General features: G+C 69.1%; 13 protein-coding genes and 2 pseudogenes. 5 read left to right on the top strand and 10 right to left on the bottom strand.

Annotated elements, in window-relative coordinates; translation table 11 throughout:
• Positions 1-4: 4 nt before the first annotated feature.
• The 9 genes and pseudogenes from NVV57_09950 to NVV57_09910 all read right to left on the bottom strand — a co-directional run bounded on the left by NVV57_09950 (position 5) and on the right by NVV57_09910 (position 11173).
• Positions 5-1285, bottom strand: a complete 1281-nt coding sequence (locus tag NVV57_09950; GenBank protein MCR6712981.1) for a glutamate-5-semialdehyde dehydrogenase — start codon at positions 1283-1285, stop codon at positions 5-7.
• Between the two features lie 10 nt (positions 1286-1295).
• On the bottom strand, positions 1296-2174 hold the full coding sequence (locus NVV57_09945) for a patatin-like phospholipase family protein (GenBank protein MCR6712980.1): 879 nt from the start codon (positions 2172-2174) through the stop codon (positions 1296-1298).
• A gap of 138 nt (positions 2175-2312) precedes the next feature.
• Positions 2313-2897: a cation-translocating P-type ATPase C-terminal domain-containing protein gene (locus tag NVV57_09940; GenBank protein ID MCR6712979.1), complete on the bottom strand. Its 585-nt coding sequence runs from the start codon at positions 2895-2897 to the stop codon at positions 2313-2315.
• 21 nt (positions 2898-2918) lie between these two features.
• Positions 2919-5020: pseudogene (locus tag NVV57_09935) on the bottom strand (cation-transporting P-type ATPase).
• Positions 5021-5242: 222 nt separating this feature from the next.
• Positions 5243-6361 (bottom strand): glutamate 5-kinase, encoded by a 1119-nt coding sequence (gene proB / locus NVV57_09930; protein ID MCR6712978.1) that lies wholly within the window; start codon positions 6359-6361, stop codon positions 5243-5245.
• A complete protein-coding gene (gene obgE, locus NVV57_09925) occupies positions 6358-7899 on the bottom strand; it encodes a GTPase ObgE (protein ID MCR6712977.1) in 1542 nt (513 codons plus the stop codon). The genes proB and obgE overlap by 4 nt, the downstream gene beginning before the upstream one ends.
• A gap of 82 nt (positions 7900-7981) precedes the next feature.
• Positions 7982-8239, bottom strand: a complete 258-nt coding sequence (rpmA, locus tag NVV57_09920) for a 50S ribosomal protein L27 (protein ID MCR6712976.1) — start codon at positions 8237-8239, stop codon at positions 7982-7984.
• Between the two features lie 15 nt (positions 8240-8254).
• Positions 8255-8563 (bottom strand): 50S ribosomal protein L21, encoded by a 309-nt coding sequence (rplU, locus tag NVV57_09915; GenBank protein MCR6712975.1) that lies wholly within the window; start codon positions 8561-8563, stop codon positions 8255-8257.
• Between the two features lie 429 nt (positions 8564-8992).
• Positions 8993-11173: pseudogene (locus NVV57_09910) on the bottom strand (Rne/Rng family ribonuclease).
• A gap of 384 nt (positions 11174-11557) precedes the next feature.
• Between NVV57_09910 and NVV57_09905 the strand changes: the two are divergent.
• The 4 genes from NVV57_09905 to cydC are packed head-to-tail and all read left to right on the top strand — an operon-like array spanning position 11558 to position 17286.
• Positions 11558-13033, top strand: a complete 1476-nt coding sequence (locus NVV57_09905) for a cytochrome ubiquinol oxidase subunit I (protein MCR6712974.1) — start codon at positions 11558-11560, stop codon at positions 13031-13033.
• Positions 13034-13042: 9 nt separating this feature from the next.
• Positions 13043-14068 (top strand): cytochrome d ubiquinol oxidase subunit II, encoded by a 1026-nt coding sequence (gene cydB, locus NVV57_09900; GenBank protein MCR6712973.1) that lies wholly within the window; start codon positions 13043-13045, stop codon positions 14066-14068.
• A 6-nt stretch (positions 14069-14074) separates the two neighbouring features.
• On the top strand, positions 14075-15664 hold the full coding sequence (locus NVV57_09895; GenBank protein MCR6712972.1) for an ABC transporter transmembrane domain-containing protein: 1590 nt from the start codon (positions 14075-14077) through the stop codon (positions 15662-15664).
• On the top strand, positions 15661-17286 hold the full coding sequence (gene cydC / locus NVV57_09890; GenBank protein MCR6712971.1) for a thiol reductant ABC exporter subunit CydC: 1626 nt from the start codon (positions 15661-15663) through the stop codon (positions 17284-17286). The genes NVV57_09895 and cydC overlap by 4 nt, the downstream gene beginning before the upstream one ends.
• Positions 17287-17342: 56 nt before the next feature.
• Here the strand turns inward: cydC and NVV57_09885 are convergent, their stop codons facing one another.
• Positions 17343-18122: a hypothetical protein gene (locus NVV57_09885; protein MCR6712970.1), complete on the bottom strand. Its 780-nt coding sequence runs from the start codon at positions 18120-18122 to the stop codon at positions 17343-17345.
• A gap of 357 nt (positions 18123-18479) precedes the next feature.
• Between NVV57_09885 and NVV57_09880 the strand changes: the two genes are divergently transcribed.
• On the top strand, positions 18480-20093 hold the full coding sequence (locus tag NVV57_09880; GenBank protein MCR6712969.1) for a GAF domain-containing protein: 1614 nt from the start codon (positions 18480-18482) through the stop codon (positions 20091-20093).
• The last annotated feature ends 1 nt before the right edge of the window (position 20094 follow it).

The following is a 20094-nucleotide window of genomic DNA, read 5'->3' as shown; positions in this document are numbered from 1 at the left end:
CGCGTCAGGGGCGGACGTGGCCGTCGCCGTAGGCGATCCACGTGGTGGTGGTCAGTTCGCCAAGGCCCATGGGTCCGCGCGCGTGGAGCTTCTGCGTGGAGATCCCGATCTCCGCGCCGAGACCGAACTCGCCGCCGTCCGTGAAGCGAGTGGAGGCGTTGACCATGATCGCGGCCGAGTCGAGTCCGGCAACGAAGCGGTCCGCGGAGCCGATGTCGTCGGTGACGATCGCCTCGGTGTGGCCCGTGGTGAAGCGGCGAATGTGCGCGAGGGCCTCGTCGAGGTCGTCGACGACCTTCACCGCGATGTCCATCGACAGGTACTCGGTCGCGAAGTCCTCGTCGGTCGCGGGAACCGTCGCCACCCCTTCCGGGGCGGCCTGCGCGGTGGCGGGGTCGGCGTGGAGGGTGACCCCAGCGTCGGCCAGTGCCGTTAGTACCGCGGGCAGCACGTCCCCGGCGCGGTCCCTGTGGACCAGCAGGGTCTCGGCGGCGTTGCAGACGCCCACACGGTGGGTCTTGGAGTTCAGGACGATTTCGATGCTGCGCGCCAGCGGTGCCGTCGCGTCGAGGTAGACGTGGCAGTTGCCCTCGCCCGTCTCGATGGCGGGGACGGTGGATTCGCGGACCACGGTCTGGATGAGGTCGCGACCGCCGCGGGGAACAAGCACATCTACCAGGCCTCTCGCGTTCATGAGCACGCGCGCGCCTTCGCGGCCGTAGGCGTCGATGGACTGCACGGCGTCCCTGGGCAGGCCCGCGGTCTCCAGGGCGTCCTGGAGAACGGCGACGATCGCCTCGTTCGAGCTCGCGGCGGCGCTGCCGCCCCTGAGCACGGCCGCGTTGCCGGACTTTAGTGCGAGCCCGGCGGCGTCGACGGTGACGTTGGGCCTCGCCTCGTAGATCATGCCGACCACGCCGAGTGGCACCTGCTTCTGGATGAGGCGCAGTCCGTTGGGAAGCGTGGAGCCGCGACGGACCTCGCCCACGGGGTCCGGCAGCGTTGCGACGAAGCGCAGCGCCTCGGCGATCTTCGCGACCCGGTCCTCGGTGAGCGTGAGCCGGTCAAGGAGCCCGGGAGACATGTCGTTGTCGCGGCCGCGCTGCACGTCCTTCGCATTCGCCTCGATGAGCGTTGCCGCGTTGGCGACCAGGGCGTCGGCCATCGCCTCGAGCGCGGCGTCCTTCTGTGCGCGCGTGGCGGTGGCAAGCGCCCGCGATGCGACCTTGGCGCGCTGGCACGCCTCGAGGACGGCGCGCTCCACGTCGATGTCGGTTGCGGTCATGCGGACCAGTCTAGGCGGCGGGCCAGAACGTGGCCAGGGCGTCCGCGAGGGAACGGCCCTGCGCGTAGCCTGCCGCGGCCACGGCCGGGCGACGCGCGACATCCATCATGTTGTCGCCCATCGCCTCGAGAGCTGCTGCGTCCGGCACCACCGTAACGACCTCGCTGCCGCCCGCCTCGAGATCCTGGACCTGGGCCTCGAGCTGCATGCGCCACGCGAGCGGATGCAGGGTGCGACCGCCGAGGGGCGACAGCACCAGGACGCGCTCGCATCCGGCCGCGAGCTGGGCGTTCTCGTTGCGCCAGTAGCCGCCGTCGATGAACGCGCGGTCGCCAACGCGATACGCGCCACCTCCGGACGTGCTCGCCGCCACGGCGTCGACGAGATCGAGGCCGCTGTCACGGTCCAGAGCGAGACCCTCGCCGGTGTGCGCGTCCACCGCAGTCACAAGCAGACGGCGTTCGGGCCAGTCTGCGTGGGGAAGGCGCGCGGCGACGATCGACCGCCACCGCTCGGCTGCCGATCCGTCGGCATTTTCGGCCAGCTCGAGGGCGGAACGCCCCATGCGCCGTCGCATGTCATCGGCGTCGACGGAAGCCGCGCTGACGGAACGCACGCGCGCAAGGTGATCCAGCGTCGGGCCCGCTGCCGCGCGCGGCGCCACGGGAGGTTGCGAAAGCACCCCGCCGTACAGCTCGGTCGCGGGTTGGAATGCGAGTTGTGCCGCCGTGGTGGCGCCTGCTGACGTGCCGACGACCAGATCGGCGTCTGAGATGTCAACGCCCTGGGCCGCGAGGCCGGCGACGACCCCGATCAGCCACGCGTTCGCGGAAGAGCCGCCGCCCCCGAGCACGAGGGCGCGGCCGCGAAGAGAAGACCTGTGATCCATGGAACTGCCTTTCACAATTGTGTGAAGGGCGCGCCAGGGGTGCGTGCTACGCGGACTCCAAGGCGACACCCGAAGTAGGGACTGCCTGCATGGGTATCACCTCCTGACGATCGACTACCGAGACCGTACCACCGACGGTCAGCGCGCTCGAGCGGGCTCCACGGCCTCTTGAACCGTCGGTGCCACCGAGGCCGGCTTCTTGCGCCGCAGCGCAGTGTCGCCCACCACCACGCCAACGACGATGAGCGTCATCACGATGCAGATGAGCCACTCGTTGGGGCTGAGCGACGTGGTGCCGATCCAGCGCTGCAGGAAGCCCAGCTCGGTGGACGCGATGATGAACAGCACGGGCCAGATCTGCAGCTGCATCGCCTTGCCCCAGGGCGCCTTGAAGCCGAAGTCGGGGTCGCGGCGCAGTGCGATCGCGGTGCCGAGGGTGCCGAACGCCATGATCACGTAGGTCATCGTGACGGGATAGGACGGCTCGTTGGCGCCCTGCAGGTCGTCGCCGAAGATCCACAGCGGCGCGAACGAGACGAGGAACAGCACGGCGCCGTAGAGCAGCCATCGGACGATGTTCTTGCCGCTCGCGATGCCCTGGTTGACGTTGCGCGGGGGCCGCTGCATGAGACCGGACTGCTCGGGCTCCATGATGATCACGATCACCGCGAAGATCGCCACGGCAAAGTTCAGCACCAGCACCTGGATGGGCGTGAGAGCCATGCCCTCGTTCACGTTGAAGATGCTCGCCACCAGGAAGAGCAGCACGAGTGAGATGAGCTGCCCCATCTGGAAGGTGAGGTAGTTGGCGATCTTCTGATACACCGCTCGGCCAAGCCGGACCGCGTGCACCAGCGTGGCGAAGTTGTCGTCCGTGAGCACGAGCTTCGCGGCCTGCTTAGTCACCTCGGAGCCCGAGCCCATGGCGACGCCGATGTCCGCCTGCTTGATCGCCGCCGCGTCGTTGACCGCGTCACCGGTCATGGCGACCACCTCGCCGCGGTTCTGCAGCCGCTGAACCAGGCGCAGCTTGTCCTGCGGCGTGACCCGACCAAAGACCGAGAGGTCGTCCAAGCGGGAGTCAACCTCAGCGTCGGAAAGCGCGGCGAAGTCGACGCCAGCCATGCCGCCGCCCGTGAGCCCAAGCTCTTTGCCGATCGCGGCGGCGGTGACCACGTGGTCGCCCGTGATCATCCGGACCGTGATGCCGGCCGCCTTTGCCTCCTCCACGGCGAGCTTTGCCTCGAGCCGCAGCGGGTCCACGATGCCGACGACGCCGATGAAGGTGAGGTCCTTGACCGCGGCCATCGGGTCGGCGATCGCGGCGGCTTCGTCCTTGTCCGTGTCCTCGACCACGCGGATCGCGAGCGCGAGCGTGCGCAGCCCCTGAGAGGAGCGGTACTCGATCTCCGTGGTGACGTCGTCAGAGAGCTCGGCCACGGGAACCTGCTTGTCGCGGGTCACGAAGGCATGTGTGGAGCGGGCAAGGAGCACGTCCGGGGCGCCCTTCGCGATGATGACCACGCGCTCGGAGCCAGCGAGGTCCACCTTGTGGAAGGTGGCCATGAACTTGTAGTCAGAGTCGAAGGGGACCTCGGCGAGGCGGGGGAACTTGCGCTTGGTCTCCGGGACGTCCACGCCGAGCTTCTCCGCGAGCACCACGAACGCCGCCTCGGTGGGGTCGCCGATCACCACGCCGTCGGCGCTCACGGTCGCGTCGTTCGGCAGGGCGAGCGCGTATGCGAGCTGTTGCGCGCGCTCAACGGGCTCGCCGTCGGCGCTGCGCACCGCGCCCTGGAACGAGTAACCGGCGCCATCGACCGCGTACGTCTTGCCGCCGACCCAGATGGAGCGCGCCATCATCTCGTTCATGGTGAGCGTGCCCGTCTTGTCCGAGCAGATCGCGCTCGTGGCGCCGAGCGTCTCCACGTCGTTGAGGGAGGCGATGATCGCCTTAGAGCTCGCGAGCTGATTCGCTCCCCACGCGAGCATCTGCTGCACGAACGTCGGCATGCCGGTGGGGATCGCGGAGATCGCGACGGCCGTGCCCAGGAACATGAGGTCCGCGAAGGACTGATCGCGAAGCAGGCCGATTCCGATGATGATCGCCACCGCGCCCCACGCGACCGCACCGATCACGTTGGTGAGGGAGCCCAACTCCTTCTGCAGGGGGAGCGAACGCGCTCCACGTTCGCGAGCATCGTCGCGATCGCGCCCATCTCGGTGGTCATTCCGGTGGCGACGATGATGACTGTCGCCGTCCCGCGCGTCACCGACGTGTTCTGGTAGACCATCGACTTGCGGTCTCCGAGCACCGCATCGACCGCGGTTTCGGTCGCAGACTTCTCGATGGGCGTCGACTCGCCGGTGAGCGCCGCCTCCTGGGTCTCGAGCGTGGTGGCGCGGATGATGCGCGCGTCGGCGGGAACGATGTCGCCGGCCTCGAGCTCCACCACGTCGCCGGGAACCAGCTCGGGCGCGGGGATCGACACGACCGCGCCGTCCCTGTGCACGCGCACCTGCGGCACCTGCATGGTCGCGAGCGCGTCCACGCTCGCCTGCGCCTTCTGCTCCTGCCGCGCGCCGGAAAGCACGTTGAACGCGACCAGCAGCGCCACCAGGATTCCCGTGGATACCTGCCCAATCGCGAACGAGATGACCGCCACGGCCGCGAGCATGATGTTCATCGGGTCGGCGAGCTGCTTGAGGCACAACTGCATGAACGACGCGGGCTTTGTGGCCGTCAGCTGGTTGCGGCCGTACTTCTGTAGTCGCGACGCGGCCTCGGCACCCGTGAGGCCGTCAGGTGAGGTGGAAAGCTCGCTCGCCACAGCGTCGGGCCCCATGGACCACCAGGGGGTCTTTGGTGCCTCGGTTGTCGTGTCCACGCTCATATGTCCTCCTTGGACGGTCACGACGAGTCTATGGCGCGAGCTCGGGCGGAGCGCCTCAAAAGCCTCAACCGCTCACAGCAGGTTTGCGGCCCATTCTTGGCCTCGAAAGCGCCCCGGGCGGTTGGGACGTTGGAAGCGGTCCGACGGCGGGGTTGGGTTCGGCGCGCTGCTCGGCTACTCGACCACGATGAGGTCGTCGATGTGCACCAGCGGCCGCGCGAAGTGCTCGCCGAGCGTGTTCTTGAGCTCGGTGGTCGACAGTCCGAGCATCGCGGGGATCTCGTAGGCGGGGAACGCGGCGAGGCCGCGGGCGATGACGACGCCATCCGGACCCACGATCTCCACGGGGTCCCCTGCCTCGAAGTCACCACGCACCGCGGTCACGCCGGCCGCGAGCAGGGACGCGCGTCCGCCGGAGACCGCTCGAGCGGCCCCCGCGTCGAGCACCAGCTGGCCGTGGGTCTTCGCGGCGTGCTTGAGCCACGTGAGGCGGGTCGCCGAGCGCTTGCCCGTCGCGACGAACAGCGTGCCGACGTCCTCGCCCATGACCGCGGCAGACGCGTCCGCGGCGGCCGCGAGCAGCGCGGGCATGCCGTTGGAGGTGGCCATCGCCGCGGCCTCAAGCTTGGTGAGCATCCCGCCCGTGCCCACGGCGGTGCCGCGCTGGCTCACGTCCACGCCCTCCAGGTCCGACGGCCCGCTCACCGTGGCGATTCGGCGCGCTCCCACGGTGCCCGGCTTTGCGGTGTACAGCGCGTCGACGTCCGTGAGCAGCACGAGCGCGTCCGCGTGGACGACGGTCGCGACGAGCGCCGCGAGGCGGTCGTTGTCGCCAAAGCGGATCTCGTCGGTCGCGACCGTGTCGTTCTCGTTGACGATGGGCAGGATGCCGAGCTCCAGCAGGCGGGCGAGCGCGCGCTGCGCGTTTCCGTAGTGGACCCTGCGAACGAGGTCGTCGCCCGTCAGCAGCACCTGGCCAACGGTGAGGCCGTGTCGCGCGAACGCGGTGGAGTACGCGGCGATGAGCTTGCCCTGGCCAACCGACGCCGCCGCCTGTTGGAGCGCGAGCTCGCGGGGACGCGACGGCAGGTTCAGGGGACCGATACCAGCGGCGATGGAACCGGAGGTGACCAGCACGGCGTCTCGGCCGTTCGCGCGAATCGACGCCACTGCGTCGGCGATGACAGCGAGACGGGCCTCGTCGAGGTGCCCGTCAGCGCCGGTGAGAGACGAGGAGCCAACCTTGACGACAACACGACGCGCGCCGGCGATTGCGGCGCGTGAGTCGCTCACTCGTCCTCCAGGTCCTGATCGTCGCGCTTGGGGTCGGTCCAGTGTCCCGCACCGCGCTCCTCGTCGAGTTCGCGGCGCGCCGCCGCACGGCCCTCGAAGCGCTCCTTGTGCTCCTCGCGCTTCTGGGCGCGAGTGGCGCGCTCCGCGCGCTCGTGCTGCTCGATGCGCAGGTCGGAGCCGCGGGCGCCGAGCAGTTCGGCGCCGGCCATCATCGTGGGCTCCCAGTCGAAGACCATGCCGCCCTCGCGAGCGCCGATGACCACCTCGGAACCGGGAACGGCGCCGGCCTTGAACAACGCGTCCTCCACGCCCGCCTTCGCGAGGCGGTCCGCGAGGTAGCCGACGGCCTCGTCGTTCGTGAAGTTGGTCTGCTTGACCCAGCGCTCCACCTTGACGCCGCGCACCTGGAAGTAGTCCTCGGCGCCGTCGCGGACGTGGGTGACGGTGAATCCGGAATCGTTCACGGCCCGCGGGCGGATGACGATGGGCGCGGCCTCGAGCTCTGGCGCCTTGGCGCGCTCCTCGGCCACGATGCGGGCGAGCGCGAAGCCAAGCTCGCGCAGCCCCTCGTGAGACACGGCGCTCACCTCGAAGATGGGCAGCCCGCGCTCCTCGAGCTCCGGGCGGACCATGGCCGCGAGATCGCGGCCGTCGGGAACGTCCACCTTGTTGAGGATGATGATCTGGGGGCGTTCGGAGAGCGGCACACCGCTGATGGCCTCGTCGCCGCTGTAGGCGCGCAGCTCTGCGGAGATCACGTCGAGGTCCCGCAGCGGGTCGCGGTCGCTCTCGAGCGTGGCGGTGTCCAGCACGTGCGCGATCACCGAGCAGCGCTCGATGTGCCGCAAGAAGTCGTGGCCGAGGCCCTTGCCTTCGCTGGCTCCGGCGATAAGCCCTGGCACATCGGCGATCGTGAACCGGGCGCCTCCCGCTTCAACGACCCCAAGGTTGGGCACGAGCGTCGTGAACGGGTAGTCCGCGATCTTGGGGCGCACGGCGGACATCGCGGCGATGATCGAGGACTTGCCCGCGGACGGATACCCCACGAGCGCCACATCGGCGATGGACTTCAACTCGAGAACAACGGACGCCTCTTCGCCGGGCTCGCCGAGCAGCGCGAATCCGGGCGCCTTGCGCTTGGTGGTCGCGAGCGCGGCGTTGCCGAGCCCGCCCTGGCCTCCGGCCGCCACGGTGTACGACGCTCCCTCGCCAACGAGGTCCGCGAGCACCTCTCCCTCGCCGGACTTCACCACCGTCCCGTTGGGCACCTCGAGCACGAGGTCGGGCGCGTTGGCGCCGTGGCGCATGTCGCCTGCACCCTGGGCGCCGTTCTGCGCGCGGCGGTGCGGGGCGTGGTGGTAGTCGAGCAGGGTCGTCATCTGCGAACCCACACGAACGATGACGGAACCTCCGCGCCCGCCGTTGCCGCCGTCGGGCCCGCCGAGGGGCTTGAACTTCTCGCGGTGAACGGACGCAACCCCGTGCCCGCCATTGCCGGCCGTGACGTGGAGGACCACGCGATCGACGAACGAAGCCATGGCGCCCTCCTAACGAAATGAGCCTAGATATGCGTCAGGGGCGCTGCCATGCGGCGCGCCCCTGAGCGGAAAACGAGTGCGGTTACGCTTCGGCAACCACGATGTCGACGACCTTGCGGCCGCGACGCTGCCCAAACTGCACCGCGCCGGCGGCGAGGGCGTACAGGGTGTCGTCCTTGCCACGGCCAACGTTCTCGCCGGGGTGGAAGTGGGTGCCGCGCTGGCGAACGATGATCTCGCCGGCGGAGACGACCTGGCCGCCGAAGCGCTTCACGCCGAGGTACTGCGCGTTGGAGTCGCGGCCGTTGCGGGAGGAGCTTGCGCCCTTTTTGTGTGCCATAAGTTCTTCCTCGCCTTACTTAATGCCCGTGACCTTCAGCCGCGTCAGGTCCTGACGGTGGCCGATGCGCTTGCGGTAGCCGGTCTTGTTCTTGTACTTGAGGATGTCGATCTTGGGGCCGCGCTCGTTGCCGATCACCTCAGCGGTGACCTTCACCTTGGCGAGGGCCTTCGCGTCCGAGGTCACCGTCTCGCCGTCGACGAGCAGCAGCGGCGCGAGCTCGATGGACGAGCCCGCCTCCGCCTTCAGGCGGTTGACCACGACGATGTCGCCAACGGAGACCTTCTCCTGGCGGCCACCGGCCTTCACAATCGCGTACACCATGATGCGTTCCTCTTACGTCTAGTCAGATTTCCCGCCGCAGCCGCACCCAAGGTGGGCGCAGGCGGGTTGGGGCGCTCTCGCGCCGACGTACAAATGTACCCGTTCGAGGGGGGTCCGGTCAAACGCCGCGCCCGGTTGCTGGCGCCGGAGAACTCACGCGGTTCGCCACTTCGCGCGCGACCGCGGGGACGGTCGCGCGTTCAGTCCCTCTGGTTCGCGAAAACTCGCGTTGGAGAGGGATGGATCGGGGATCCGTCCCTCCGGTCCAGCACGGCCCGACGCCGCGGCCCGGTTAAGCGTCACCGACCTCGCCTAGAGGGCGCGTTCCCGTCCGCTACAACGGTTGATCGGCGGTTTCAGGCACGGAAAACGCTGGATTGCCGTGTCAACCGTCGTGGCGGACACAGGATGCCCGACGCTGCGGCCGGGTCAGGCCTGCTGCTCGGCTGGCTCTTCGGTTGGCTCCGGCAGTTCCACGGGCACGTCCACGGTCTCCGCCGTAACCTCGCCGTCCTCGTGCGGGTGGGCCTTCTCGGCGGCCGCAGCAATGGAAGCCAAGGTCGCCTTCACCGCCGCGCGCGCGTCCTCGCGGTCGTCGAGCGCGTGCGTCTCCACATTGGCAGCCCCGTGGTTGTGGTTGTGCTCAACCGGCGCCTTGCTGGCGCCGCCGCGCGAACCGCGACTAGAGCGTCGGGCCTCCGGCTGCTTCTCCGAGGCCTCGGCGACGGGCTCGCCGTGCACCAGGAAGCCGCGGCCCTTGCAGTGCTCGCAGGTCTCGGAGAACGCCTCGACCAGCCCCTGCCCCACGCGCTTGCGCGTCATCTGAACCAGGCCGAGCGAGGTGACCTCGGCCACCTGGTGCTTGGTGCGGTCGCGGCCAAGGCACTCGATGAGGCGCCGCAGCACGCGGTCGCGGTTGGACTCGAGCAGCATGTCGACGAAGTCGATCACGATGATGCCGCCGATGTCGCGCAGTCGCAGCTGGCGCACGATCTCCTCGGCGGCCTCCAGGTTGTTGAGCGTCATCGTCTCTTCGAGCGTGCCGCCCTTGCCCACGAACTTGCCGGTGTTGACGTCGATCACCGTCATGGCCTCGGTGCGGTCGATGACCAGCGAGCCGCCGGACGGCAGCCAGACCTTGCGGTCCATGCCCTTGGCGAGCTGCTCGTCGATGCGCGAGTCCTTGAAGACGTCGCCGTCCGCGACGTACTTGTGGAGGCGAGGCATGAGGTCGGGCGCCACCTGGCCCACGTAGGCGGACAGCGAGTTCCACGTGTCCTCGCCCTGGATGGTGAGCGAGTCGAAGTCCTCGTTGAAGATGTCGCGGATGACGCGGATGGCCATGTCGGGCTCGCCGCGCAGCAGCTTGGGGGCCTTGCCGTTCTTGACCTCGTCCTCGATGGTCTGCCACTGGCGCTTGAGGCGCTCGACGTCCGCGCGCAGCTCCTCCTCCGAGGCACCCTCGGCGGCGGTGCGCACGATGACGCCCGCGTCCGCGGGGATGACCTCGCGCAGCAGCTTCTTGAGGCGAGCACGCTCGGTATCAGGCAGTTTGCGCGAAATACCGGTCACTCCCCCACCCGGCACGTACACCAGGAAGCGGCCCGCGAGAGAGATCTGCGACGTGACGCGAGCGCCCTTGTGGCCGATGGGGTCCTTGGTGACCTGCACCATCACGGTGTCGCCCGGCTTGAGCGCGAGCTCGATGCGGCGCGGCTTGCCCTCGAGCCCCGCGGCGTCCCAGTTGACCTCGCCCGCGTAGAGCACGGCGTTGCGGCCGCGGCCAACGTCCACGAACGCGGCCTCCATGCCAGGCAGCACGTTCTGCACTCGGCCCAGGTAGACGTTGCCCGCCATCGACTCCTGCGCCTGGCTCGAGACGTAGTGCTCCACGAGCACGTCGTCCTCGAGCACCGCGATCTGCACCCGGCCGTCCTTCTCGCGCACCACCATGGAGCGCTTCACGGACTCGCGGCGGGCCAGGAACTCGGCCTCGGAGATCACGGGGCGGCGGCGCTGGCCGTCGCGGTTCTCACGCCGACGCTGGCGCTTGGCCTGCAGTCGCGTGGAGCCCTGCAGTTGGTCGTCCGCAGCGGCGGTCGAGGCGCCGCCGCGCGAGCCACGCGAGCGGCGGCGCTTGGCTCCCGCGCCCTCACCTTCGCCATCGCCCGACGCTGACTCGCCTTCCGCACCGTCGTCGCCTTCGGCGTCGGTGGCGTCCTGCTGCTCGTCGCCGCCCGCGCCATTCGTGGTCTTCTTGCCCCGACCGCGGCCGCCGCGGCGGCGCCTGCGGCGCGCGGCGCCCTCGGCGGATTCGCCGGATTCGCCGCCGTCACCTGCGGACTCGCCGGCCTCGGGGCTCGGCTCGTTCGTCGCTTCGGGCTTGGGCGTTGCCTCGCCCTCGGTCGCGGGCTTGGCCTTCGCGCCGGACTTGGGAGCGGACTTGGGAGCGGCCTTCTTGCGCGGCGCCTTAGGTGCGGCGGGCGCGGACTCGGCCCCAGCGTCGGGCACCGAAGGCGGGCCGGCGGGGGCAGAGGCACGGCGCGAACGCGCCGGCTGGGAGATGGGCTCCGGCGCCTGGAAGATCACGGCGGTGGAGGGAAGTTCGGGTGTGGTGTTGTCCTCGCTCACGCGGGTACTCCTGATCGGCGACCCCCACACGGGCCGTCGATATATGTCAATCGCGGTTCGGAGTCTCCGACCGCGCAAGTCTGATCGCGGCAGTCTTTGTTGTGCGCCCATCCCCGATAACCCACCTTGTGAGGCGAGTTCTGACGGGACTGGCAGCAATTCGTTGACTGCGAGTGTCGCGCGGGTGGCGTCCGGTGTGGCTGGGCGCATCCTTGGTGACCATTGTGACACAGTGGCGTCCAAAGCCCCAGCCCCCAACTACCGGCGAGCCGCGAGACGCACCCGGGACCTTGGTCCTGGTGCGCCCGAGCGGGGCACTGAGTAGATTCGCGAGTAGGAGCATAGAAAGGTCCCCCCTGCCCCATGGAAGCGCTTGACCTTGCACGGTGGCAGTTCGGCATCACCACCGTCTATCACTTCATCCTCGTGCCGCTCACCATCGGCCTCTCGGCGCTGGTCGCCATCATGCAGACCGCCTGGTATCGCACCGGAAACGAGAAGTGGCTGCGGCTCACCAAGTTCTACGGAAAGCTCCTGCTGATCAACTTCGCGCTCGGAGTGGCGACGGGCATCGTGCAGGAGTTCCAGTTCGGCATGAACTGGTCCGAGTACTCCCGCTACGTCGGCGACATCTTTGGCGCGCCACTCGCGATGGAGGCGCTGATCGCGTTCTTCCTCGAGTCCACGTTCCTTGGCCTGTGGATCTTCGGTTGGGACAAGCTCCCGCGGGGCGTGCACCTCGCGACCATCTGGGCGCTCGCGATCGGCTCCACCCTGAGCGCCTACTTCATCATCGCCGCGAACTCGTGGATGCAGCACCCGGTCGGCGCCGTCTTTAACCCGGAGACGGGCCGCGCGGAGATGAAGAGCATCGTCGATGTGCTCACCAACACGACGGCGCTGGTCGCGTTTCCACACGTGATCTCCACCGCGTTCCTCGTGGCGGGCACGTTCGTGTGCGGCATCGCGGTGTTCTGGATGGTCAAGAAGGCACGTGCGGACAAGACCGACGCTGACTTGCCTATGTATCGCACGGCGGCCCGGTTCGGCGCGTGGGTGATGATCGTCTCGGGGATCGGCATTCTCATCACGGGTGACGAGCAGGCCAAGCTGATGTTCCAGCAGCAGCCCATCAAGATGGCGGCGGCCGAGGCGCTGTGCGAGTCGGAGCAGCCTGCCGCGTTCTCCATCCTGTCGATCGGGCACCTCGGCGCCACCGACTGCAACGACGTCAAGACTCTGATCAAGATCCCCGGCTTCCTGAGCTTCCTCGCCACCGGGGACTGGAACGCCGAGGTCACCGGCTTGAACCAGCTGCAGCCGCAGTACGCGGAGAGGTACGGCGCGACCGACGCCAACGGCAACGAGATCCACTACCAGCCCAACCTGCTGATCACGTACTGGTCGTTCCGCCTGATGATCGGGCTCGCGGTTTTCTCGGCCGCGCTCGCGCTCGCCGTGCTGTGGTTCACCCGCAAGCAGCGGGCCGCGGATCAGAGGTGGCTCGGAGGGCTGGCGCTCGTGTCACTGCCCATGCCGTTCCTCGCGGCGAGCTTTGGCTGGATCTTCACGGAGATGGGCCGCCAGCCGTTCGTGGTGGCGCCCAATCCCACCGGCTCCGACCAGATCTTCCTGCTGACCACGTTCGGCGTGTCAACGGCCGTGTCCGCCGGCCTCGTACTCACGTCGATGATCACCTTCACCCTCGTGTACGCGGTGCTTGGGGTGTTCTGGTTCCGGCTCATTCATCGCTACGCGGTGGAGGGCGCGCCGCAAGTGGAACCGCCGCCTCATCCAGACGAGGTTGACGCCTCCCGACCCCTGTCGTTCGCGTACTAGGAGGCCGCCATGGAACTCGCACTCGTCTGGTTCATCCTCCTCGCCGTCCTGTGGACGGGCTACCTCGTACTCGAGGGCTTCGACTTCGGCGTCGGCATGCTCATGCCCATCGTGGGACGCAACAACACCGAGCGTCGCGTGGCGCTCAACACCATCGGCCCCGTGTGGGACGGCAACGAGGTGTGGCTGCTCACCGCCGGCGGCGCCACCTTTGCCGCGTTCCCCGAGTGGTACGCCACGATGTTCTCCGGGTTCTACCTGCCGCTGCTGCTGATCCTGGTGGCCCTCATCGTCCGCGCCGTGGCCATCGAGTACCGAGGGAAGATCAACTCCGACGCGTGGCGGCGTCGGTGGGACCGGGTGATCATCACCTCCGCATGGTTCCCCTCCATCCTGTGGGGCGTTGCGTTCGCCAACCTCGTGCGCGGAGTCAACCTCGACGAGAACCACCAGTACTCGGGGAACTTCTTTGACCTGCTCAACCCGTTCGCCCTGCTGGGCGGAGTGGTGACGCTGCTGCTGTTCCTCAGCCACGGGTCCATCTTCTTGGCGCTCAAGACCGATGGGATCGTGCGCGAGCGCGCAGAGAAGCTCGCCAAGCAGTTCGGCCTCTTCGCGATCGTCGCCGCTGGCGCGTGGGCCGTATGGGGCCAGCTCGCCTACTCGCGCAACGCGTGGACGTGGGGTGCGGTCGGCGTCGCGGCCGTCTCGCTGGTCGCCGCGTGGTACCTCGTGGGCGCCAAGAAGTTCGGGCTCGCCTTCGCCTTCAACGCCGTCGCGATCGCGGCCGCCGTCGTATTCATCTTCGGGGCGCTCTACCCTAACGTCATGCCTGCGATCAACGACCCCGCGAATTCGCTCACGATATACAACGCCTCGTCCACCGACTACACCCTCAAGGTGATGACGATCGTCGCCGCTATCTTCACCCCGATCGTGCTCGCGTACCAGGCGTGGTCGTACTGGGTGTTCCGCAAGCGACTCCACGTGGACCACATCCCTGAGCACAACGAGCTGACCTTCTCCAAGGCGTAAGCCCGCATGCGTCCCCTCGATCCGCGCCTCGTAGCGCGGATCGGCCCGGCCCGCCGTTACGTTGCCGTGACGGCGGTTCTTGGCGTCTGCACGGCCCTGCTCATCCTGGTGCAGGCGCTCGTCATCTCTCGCGCGCTCTCTCCCGTGCTGTCACCTTCGCCGCTGCTGTCCAACAACGCAGCGGCCGACGGCCTCGGCTGGCTTGGGCACGTGGTGCCGGAGGACGTGCGGCGGCTTCCCGTCGCGATCGCGTGGCTCGCCGTGTTCGTGCTGCTGCGCACCGCGGTGATGTGGCTCCAGGAGCGGCAGGCCCACCGGGCCGGCACGCGGGTGGTGAGCGAACTGCGCGAAGCCGTGGTGGCGCATGCGGCGACGCTCGGGCTCCGGTGGGCAGCGTCGGGCCGTGCCGCCGACGTCACGACGCTCGCAACCAGGGGCCTCGACAACCTGCTGCCGTACTTCGTGCGCTACCTGCCCCAGCTGTTTCTCGCCGTGACGGTGACGCCGATCATGGTGGTCGTGGTGCTGGGACTGGACCCAACGTCGGCCGTCATTGTGCTCGTGACGCTGCCCCTGGTGCCGATCTTCATGATCCTCATCGGCCGCCTCACGCAGCAGCGGTCTGCCTCGCAGTTGGTGGCGATGCAGCGGCTCGGGTCGCAGACCCTGGACCTGATCGCGGGCATCCCCACTCTGCGCGGCCTGGGCCGGGCGCACGGGCCGGCCGCGCGCGTGCGCGAGCTTGGTGACGCGCACCGCCGCGCCACGATGTCGTCTCTGCGCGTCGCGTTCCTCTCCGGGATGGTGCTGGAACTGCTCACGACGCTCTCGGTGGCGCTCGTGGCGGTGTCGATGGGCTTCCGCCTCGCTGAAGGCGGCATCGGCATCGAGACCGCCCTCGCGGTGCTTGTCCTCGCGCCCGAGGTATACCTGCCGCTGCGCAACGTGGGCACACACTTCCACGCGAGCGCCGACGGCATGGCCGCCGCGGACGCCGCCTTCGAGTTCCTCGACGAGCGCACGGACCAGCGCCCGCGCACCGGCGCCGCCCCGTCTCTTGTCGGTACACCGGTGTCGCTTCACGGGTTTGGGGTGGTCGCCGCCGACGGGCGCCTGGCACCGGCTGCGCTCTCGTTCACGGCCGCCCCCGGCACCGTGACCGTGCTCATTGGGCCCAACGGCGAGGGCAAGTCCACGGCGTTGGCTGCGCTTGCTGGTTTGGTCGCGCCCGACGCTGGGGTCGTGTCCGCGGGCGAGGTCACCTTGGGCTCCCCGTCCGACGCTGTTGAGGACGAGTCCTGGACGCGCCAGTGCGCGTGGGTGCCACAACGCCCCGACCTCGGCCCTGCCGGCCGAGAGCTCAGCCTTGGCCAGCGGCAGCGCATCGCGCTCGACCGCGCGTTCGCATCAGAGCGACCGGTACTCCTGCTGGACGAGCCGACCGCGCACCTTGACCGCGAGGGCCGCGCCGAGGTGATCTCCGCGATCATCGCCGCCGCGGCCGCGGGCAGGACCGTGGTGGTGACCACCCATGAGCGCGAGCTCATGCGGGCGGCAACGTCCCAGGTAGAAGTGCGAGCGGGGGTACCGGCGTGACACCGCGATCCGCGCTCTGGGACGCCGTCCGCAACACCGGCATGACCCGCTGGGCCTATGCCCGCTCCGTGCTGGCCGGCACGGCCGCTCTCGGTTCCGCGGTTGGTCTTGCTGCGGTGGCGGCGTGGCTCGTCGCTCGTGCAGCGCAGCTGCCCTCCCCCGCGGACCTCGCGCTCGCGGCGGTCGCCGTGCGCTTCTTCGGCATCGGGCGCGGCGTGTTCCGGTACCTCGAGAGGCTGCTGTCCCACGACACCGCGCTGCGCGGCGTGGTCACCCTCCGCGAGCGCACGTATGAGCGGCTCGCGGGCGCGAGCGCGCGCACGGTGCTGTCGCTGCGCCGCGGCGACATCATCGCGCGCGCCGGCTCCGATCTCGACGCGGTCGGCGATGCCGTGGTCCGCTCGTTTATCCCCGTTGGGGTCGCCGTCACGGTGTCCGCGCTGGCCGCGGCGATCGTGACGTGGCAGCTGCCGCTCGCGGGGCTGGCCCTTGCCGGTGCGCTCGCGCTGGCTGGGTTCGTGCCCGCGCTGCTCACGTCGCGGCAGGCGCGGATCGCGGCCGACGCCGGCGTGACCGCGGCGGCGGAGGCCGCGGCGGCATCGCTCAGCGCGGTCGAGGCGAGCGCGGAGCATCGCGTGTGGGACGAGGACGGCGCGGCGATGGAGGCCGTCCGGTCTGCGAATCGTGCGGTCGAGCATGCTGCGGACGCGGCGGCGCGGCCTGCGGCTCTGGCCGCGGCCTCGCAGACGTTCTTCAGCGGGCTCGGCCTGTTGGTCTGCCTCGCGCTAGGCGTCGCCGCCGCGAAGAACGGCGACATCTCCGGGCCGGCGGCCGCGATCGTCGTGCTGACCCCGCTCGCCGCCTTCGAGGCCGTTGGCGCGATACCCGCGGCGATCATGCAGTACCACCGCTCCAGCGCGGCCGCCCTCCGCCTGGCGCAGATGAGCGACGAGCGCGACACCGCCGTCGCCTCCGCCACGAGCGCGAAGGCGACGCTATCGCTGACGGATCTCAGCGTCGGCTGGCCCGGCGCCACGCCCACCCCGCCCGTAACCGCGTCCGTTGAGCCGGGCGCGGCCCTCGCCATCGTCGGCAGATCGGGCGTCGGCAAGACAACGCTGTTGCTCACCGCGACGGGCGCGCTGCCCGCCGTAGCGGGCGACGCCACCTTTGGCGGTGTGCACCTCTCGCCGGCCGACGCTGGGATCGCCTACGCGCTCACACTTGAGGACGCGCACCTGTTCGGCACGACGGTCCTCGAGAACCTGCGCGTGGCGCGCGGCGGGGTGACGGAGGCCGACGCGTGGGACGCGCTCGCCCGCGTGGGGCTCGCCGACTGGGTGCGCTCTCTGCCACACGGTCTCGACACCGAGCTGGGCACGGGTGGCCACACGGTCTCCGGCGGCGAGCGGCGACGCTTGCTCATGGCGCGAGCGCTCCTTGCGGACGTGCCGCTGCAGCTGCTCGATGAGCCGGGCGAGCACCTCGACACCGCTGGTATTGCGGCATTTGAGGCAGCCGTGACGCGGATGCGGGAGCAGGGCCGCGCCGTGGTCATCGTGACCCACGACGATGACGTCATGGCGATCGCCGATCAGGTCATCTCCCTCGACGAGGTCTGACCCGGAAACGACAATGGGCGGCCCCGAAGGGCCGCCCATCGCGTGATACAGACGTGCTACTTGGCGACAGCCCCGTTGGACTGAACGCCGAACGTAACGTAGTTGTACGTGCCCGTGACCCTGACGGTCACGGTGTGCTTCTTGGCGCTCTTGGGAACCGTGAAGGTGGACTTGGTGGCGCCCTTGACGGCCACGCCGCTCACGTACCACTGGTACTTGACACCGGTCGCCTTGGTGATGTTGCCAGAGAGCTTGACGCCCAGCTTCTTGCCGACCGTGGGCGTACCACTGAGCGTCGCGGACGACGTGCCGATGGACGTGCCGTCCTTGAGGTGGTGGTTGGCCTTGTACGCGTTGAGGGCGGACACCAGCGGCGCCGTGGCGGCCTCGATGTCCGACTGCGCGAACGGCGTGGCGTCGGCGTTGCCCAGGGCAATGTCCGTTCCGTTGTAGTTCACCTTGGTGACGACGCTCGTCACGTCGGAAGTGGTGCCCTGGTGGACATCAACCGCGATGACGTTGACGTTGTCCCAGCCTGCACCGCCGCCGTTCTCGAAGAACGCGAGGGGCTGCGGCTCGGACTGGCTGCCCGCGCCGGAGACGATCTTGCTGGTCCACCAGAGGCCATCCTCGAGGTCGGTGTACTCACCCGAGTTGGGGTTCAGCTCGCCGGCCTGCATGTAGGGCTCCCACACAAGGCGGCCGTACTTGGCGGTGCCGCCATCGCGGTCGGCGGTGGTCACGAGCTGGAACGACGGTGCGTAGGACGTGCCGTCGGCGACCGTGTACGCGAGCGACTCGACGTCCGCAATGGGGGCGTTGACAACCCAGCCCATGTCAGCGGCCCTGTAGAACACGAGGCCGTTGGTGATTTCGTACGGGTTGGGAGAGTCAGTCTCGTCGTACGGCGCGAAGGCCGGGCCGCCGCATTGGCGGCGATGGCGATACCGGAGACGGCGAGCGTCGCAGCTGCAATGCCAGCAATTCCGGTGCGGACCGCCCAGGTCTTCTTCGTTGTGGCGGCATGAGAAATAGTCATAGAAATGGAACCCCTCGGTTAGGTGCGCCTCAATCGCGGGGCCCTCGCCCCACGCGCACGTAGCAGACACTAACTGGCCGGTAAGACATCGCAGGCATCGAACGCCCCAGTGAGAGCAACTTCACACGGGTCGGAGTGCCGTAGCGTGGGCAACGTGGGACGTGATGACGCCTTGACCGGGAGCCCGCTGCTCGACGCGATCCTCTCGCTGAACTCGCAGCTCGACCTGCCAAGCATCCTGGACCGCTTCATCTCGGCGGCCACGGAGCAGACGGGAGCCCGCTACGGGGCCATTAACATCGTCGACTCCAACGGCACCAGCATCGAATTCCACTTCACGGGCGTTCGTGACGGGGTGTGGGAGAGGATTGGCCGCGCACCAAATCACGTCGCCACGCTGGCGCGGATCCCAGATGAGGGCGTCATCGTCATCGATGAGCTGACCAAGCACCCTTCGTTCGCGGGCTTCCCCCCAGGACACCCTCCCATGGGCGCCTTCCTTGGCACCGCGCTGAAGGTTCGAGGGGAGGTGTACGGCTACCTCTACCTCGCGGACAAGGAGTCCGGCTTCACGGACGCCGACCAGGCCGCGGTGCTCGCGCTCGCCGCCGCGGGGTCCGTGGCGATCGACAACGCACAGCTGTATGAGCGCGCGGTGAGCCGCGAGCGCTGGCTCGAGGCGTCGCAACAGATCACCACCGGGCTGCTCAGCAATCCCGGCGACGAGGAAGCACTCGCGGTGGTCGTCGAGTCCGCCAAGCGCCTCGCGGGGGCCGGCCACGCGGCTCTCGTCCTCCCCGGCCTCAGGGACTCGTGGGTCATGGAGTTCACGTCCGGGCCGCGTGCCGCCGAGATGCTCGGCCTCGCCCTGCCGGAGGATGGCTACGCACTCTCCACCATCCGGTCCGGCGAGGGCACGATCGCCGCGGCCCCGCCTGGGGGCACCATTCTGATGCCGGTCCAAGAACTGGGCCCGACGCTGTACGCGCCTCTGCGCGCAGGTGACCGCAGCGTCGGGCTGCTGATGCTGTGGCGAGACCAGGGGCAGCGGCCCTTCGATGCCGACGATCTCGCGACCGCGCAGCGGTTCGCCAATCAGGCGGCGATCGCGCTGACGCTGTCCGAACTCGCGCACGCCAAGAATGTCAGCCAACTGCTCGAGGAGCGAGAGCGGCTCGCGGACGATCTCCACGACTTCGTCTCACAGGAGCTGTTTGCCACGGCGATGCAGATCGAGGCGATCTCCGCGGACGTGTCCCCCGAGGCCGCCGAGCGCCTCTCCCGCACGCTCGACCACGTCAAGCGCGCCCAGCACGAGGTGCGCGGCGTGATGAGCACGCTCGCGGGACACCGCTCGAGCGAGCCGTTCGGCGAGCGTGTCAACCGCGAACTGATCATGGCGCACGACTCGCTCGGCTTCGCCCCAACGCTCCACACCGACTGGAGCGGCGTCGACGATGCCGTGGCGGGAGACGTCAGCCTTGGCGACGACGTGGTCGCGGTCCTCCGCGAGCTGCTTTCGAACGTGGCGCGGCACGCGGACGCCAAGGCCGTGCACATCGATCTGTCCGTCGCGGACGGGCGTCTCAGCCTGGTCGTCACCGACAATGGGATCGGGCCGGCCGGCGCCCGCAACCGGCACTCCGGGACGTCCAATCTCGCGGGCCGCGCGCTGCGCCGCAACGGCACCTTCACGCTGGATCCGGTGGCTCCCGCCGCGGACCATCCGGGCACGCGCGCCGAGTGGAACGTCGAGGTCGAGGGATAGG

The organism is Demequina sp. (assembly GCA_024707205.1).
Lineage (GTDB): Bacteria > Actinomycetota > Actinomycetes > Actinomycetales > Demequinaceae > Demequina.
Note: the sequence above shows the minus strand (reverse complement) of the source record. Positions and strands in the feature narration are given on the sequence as shown.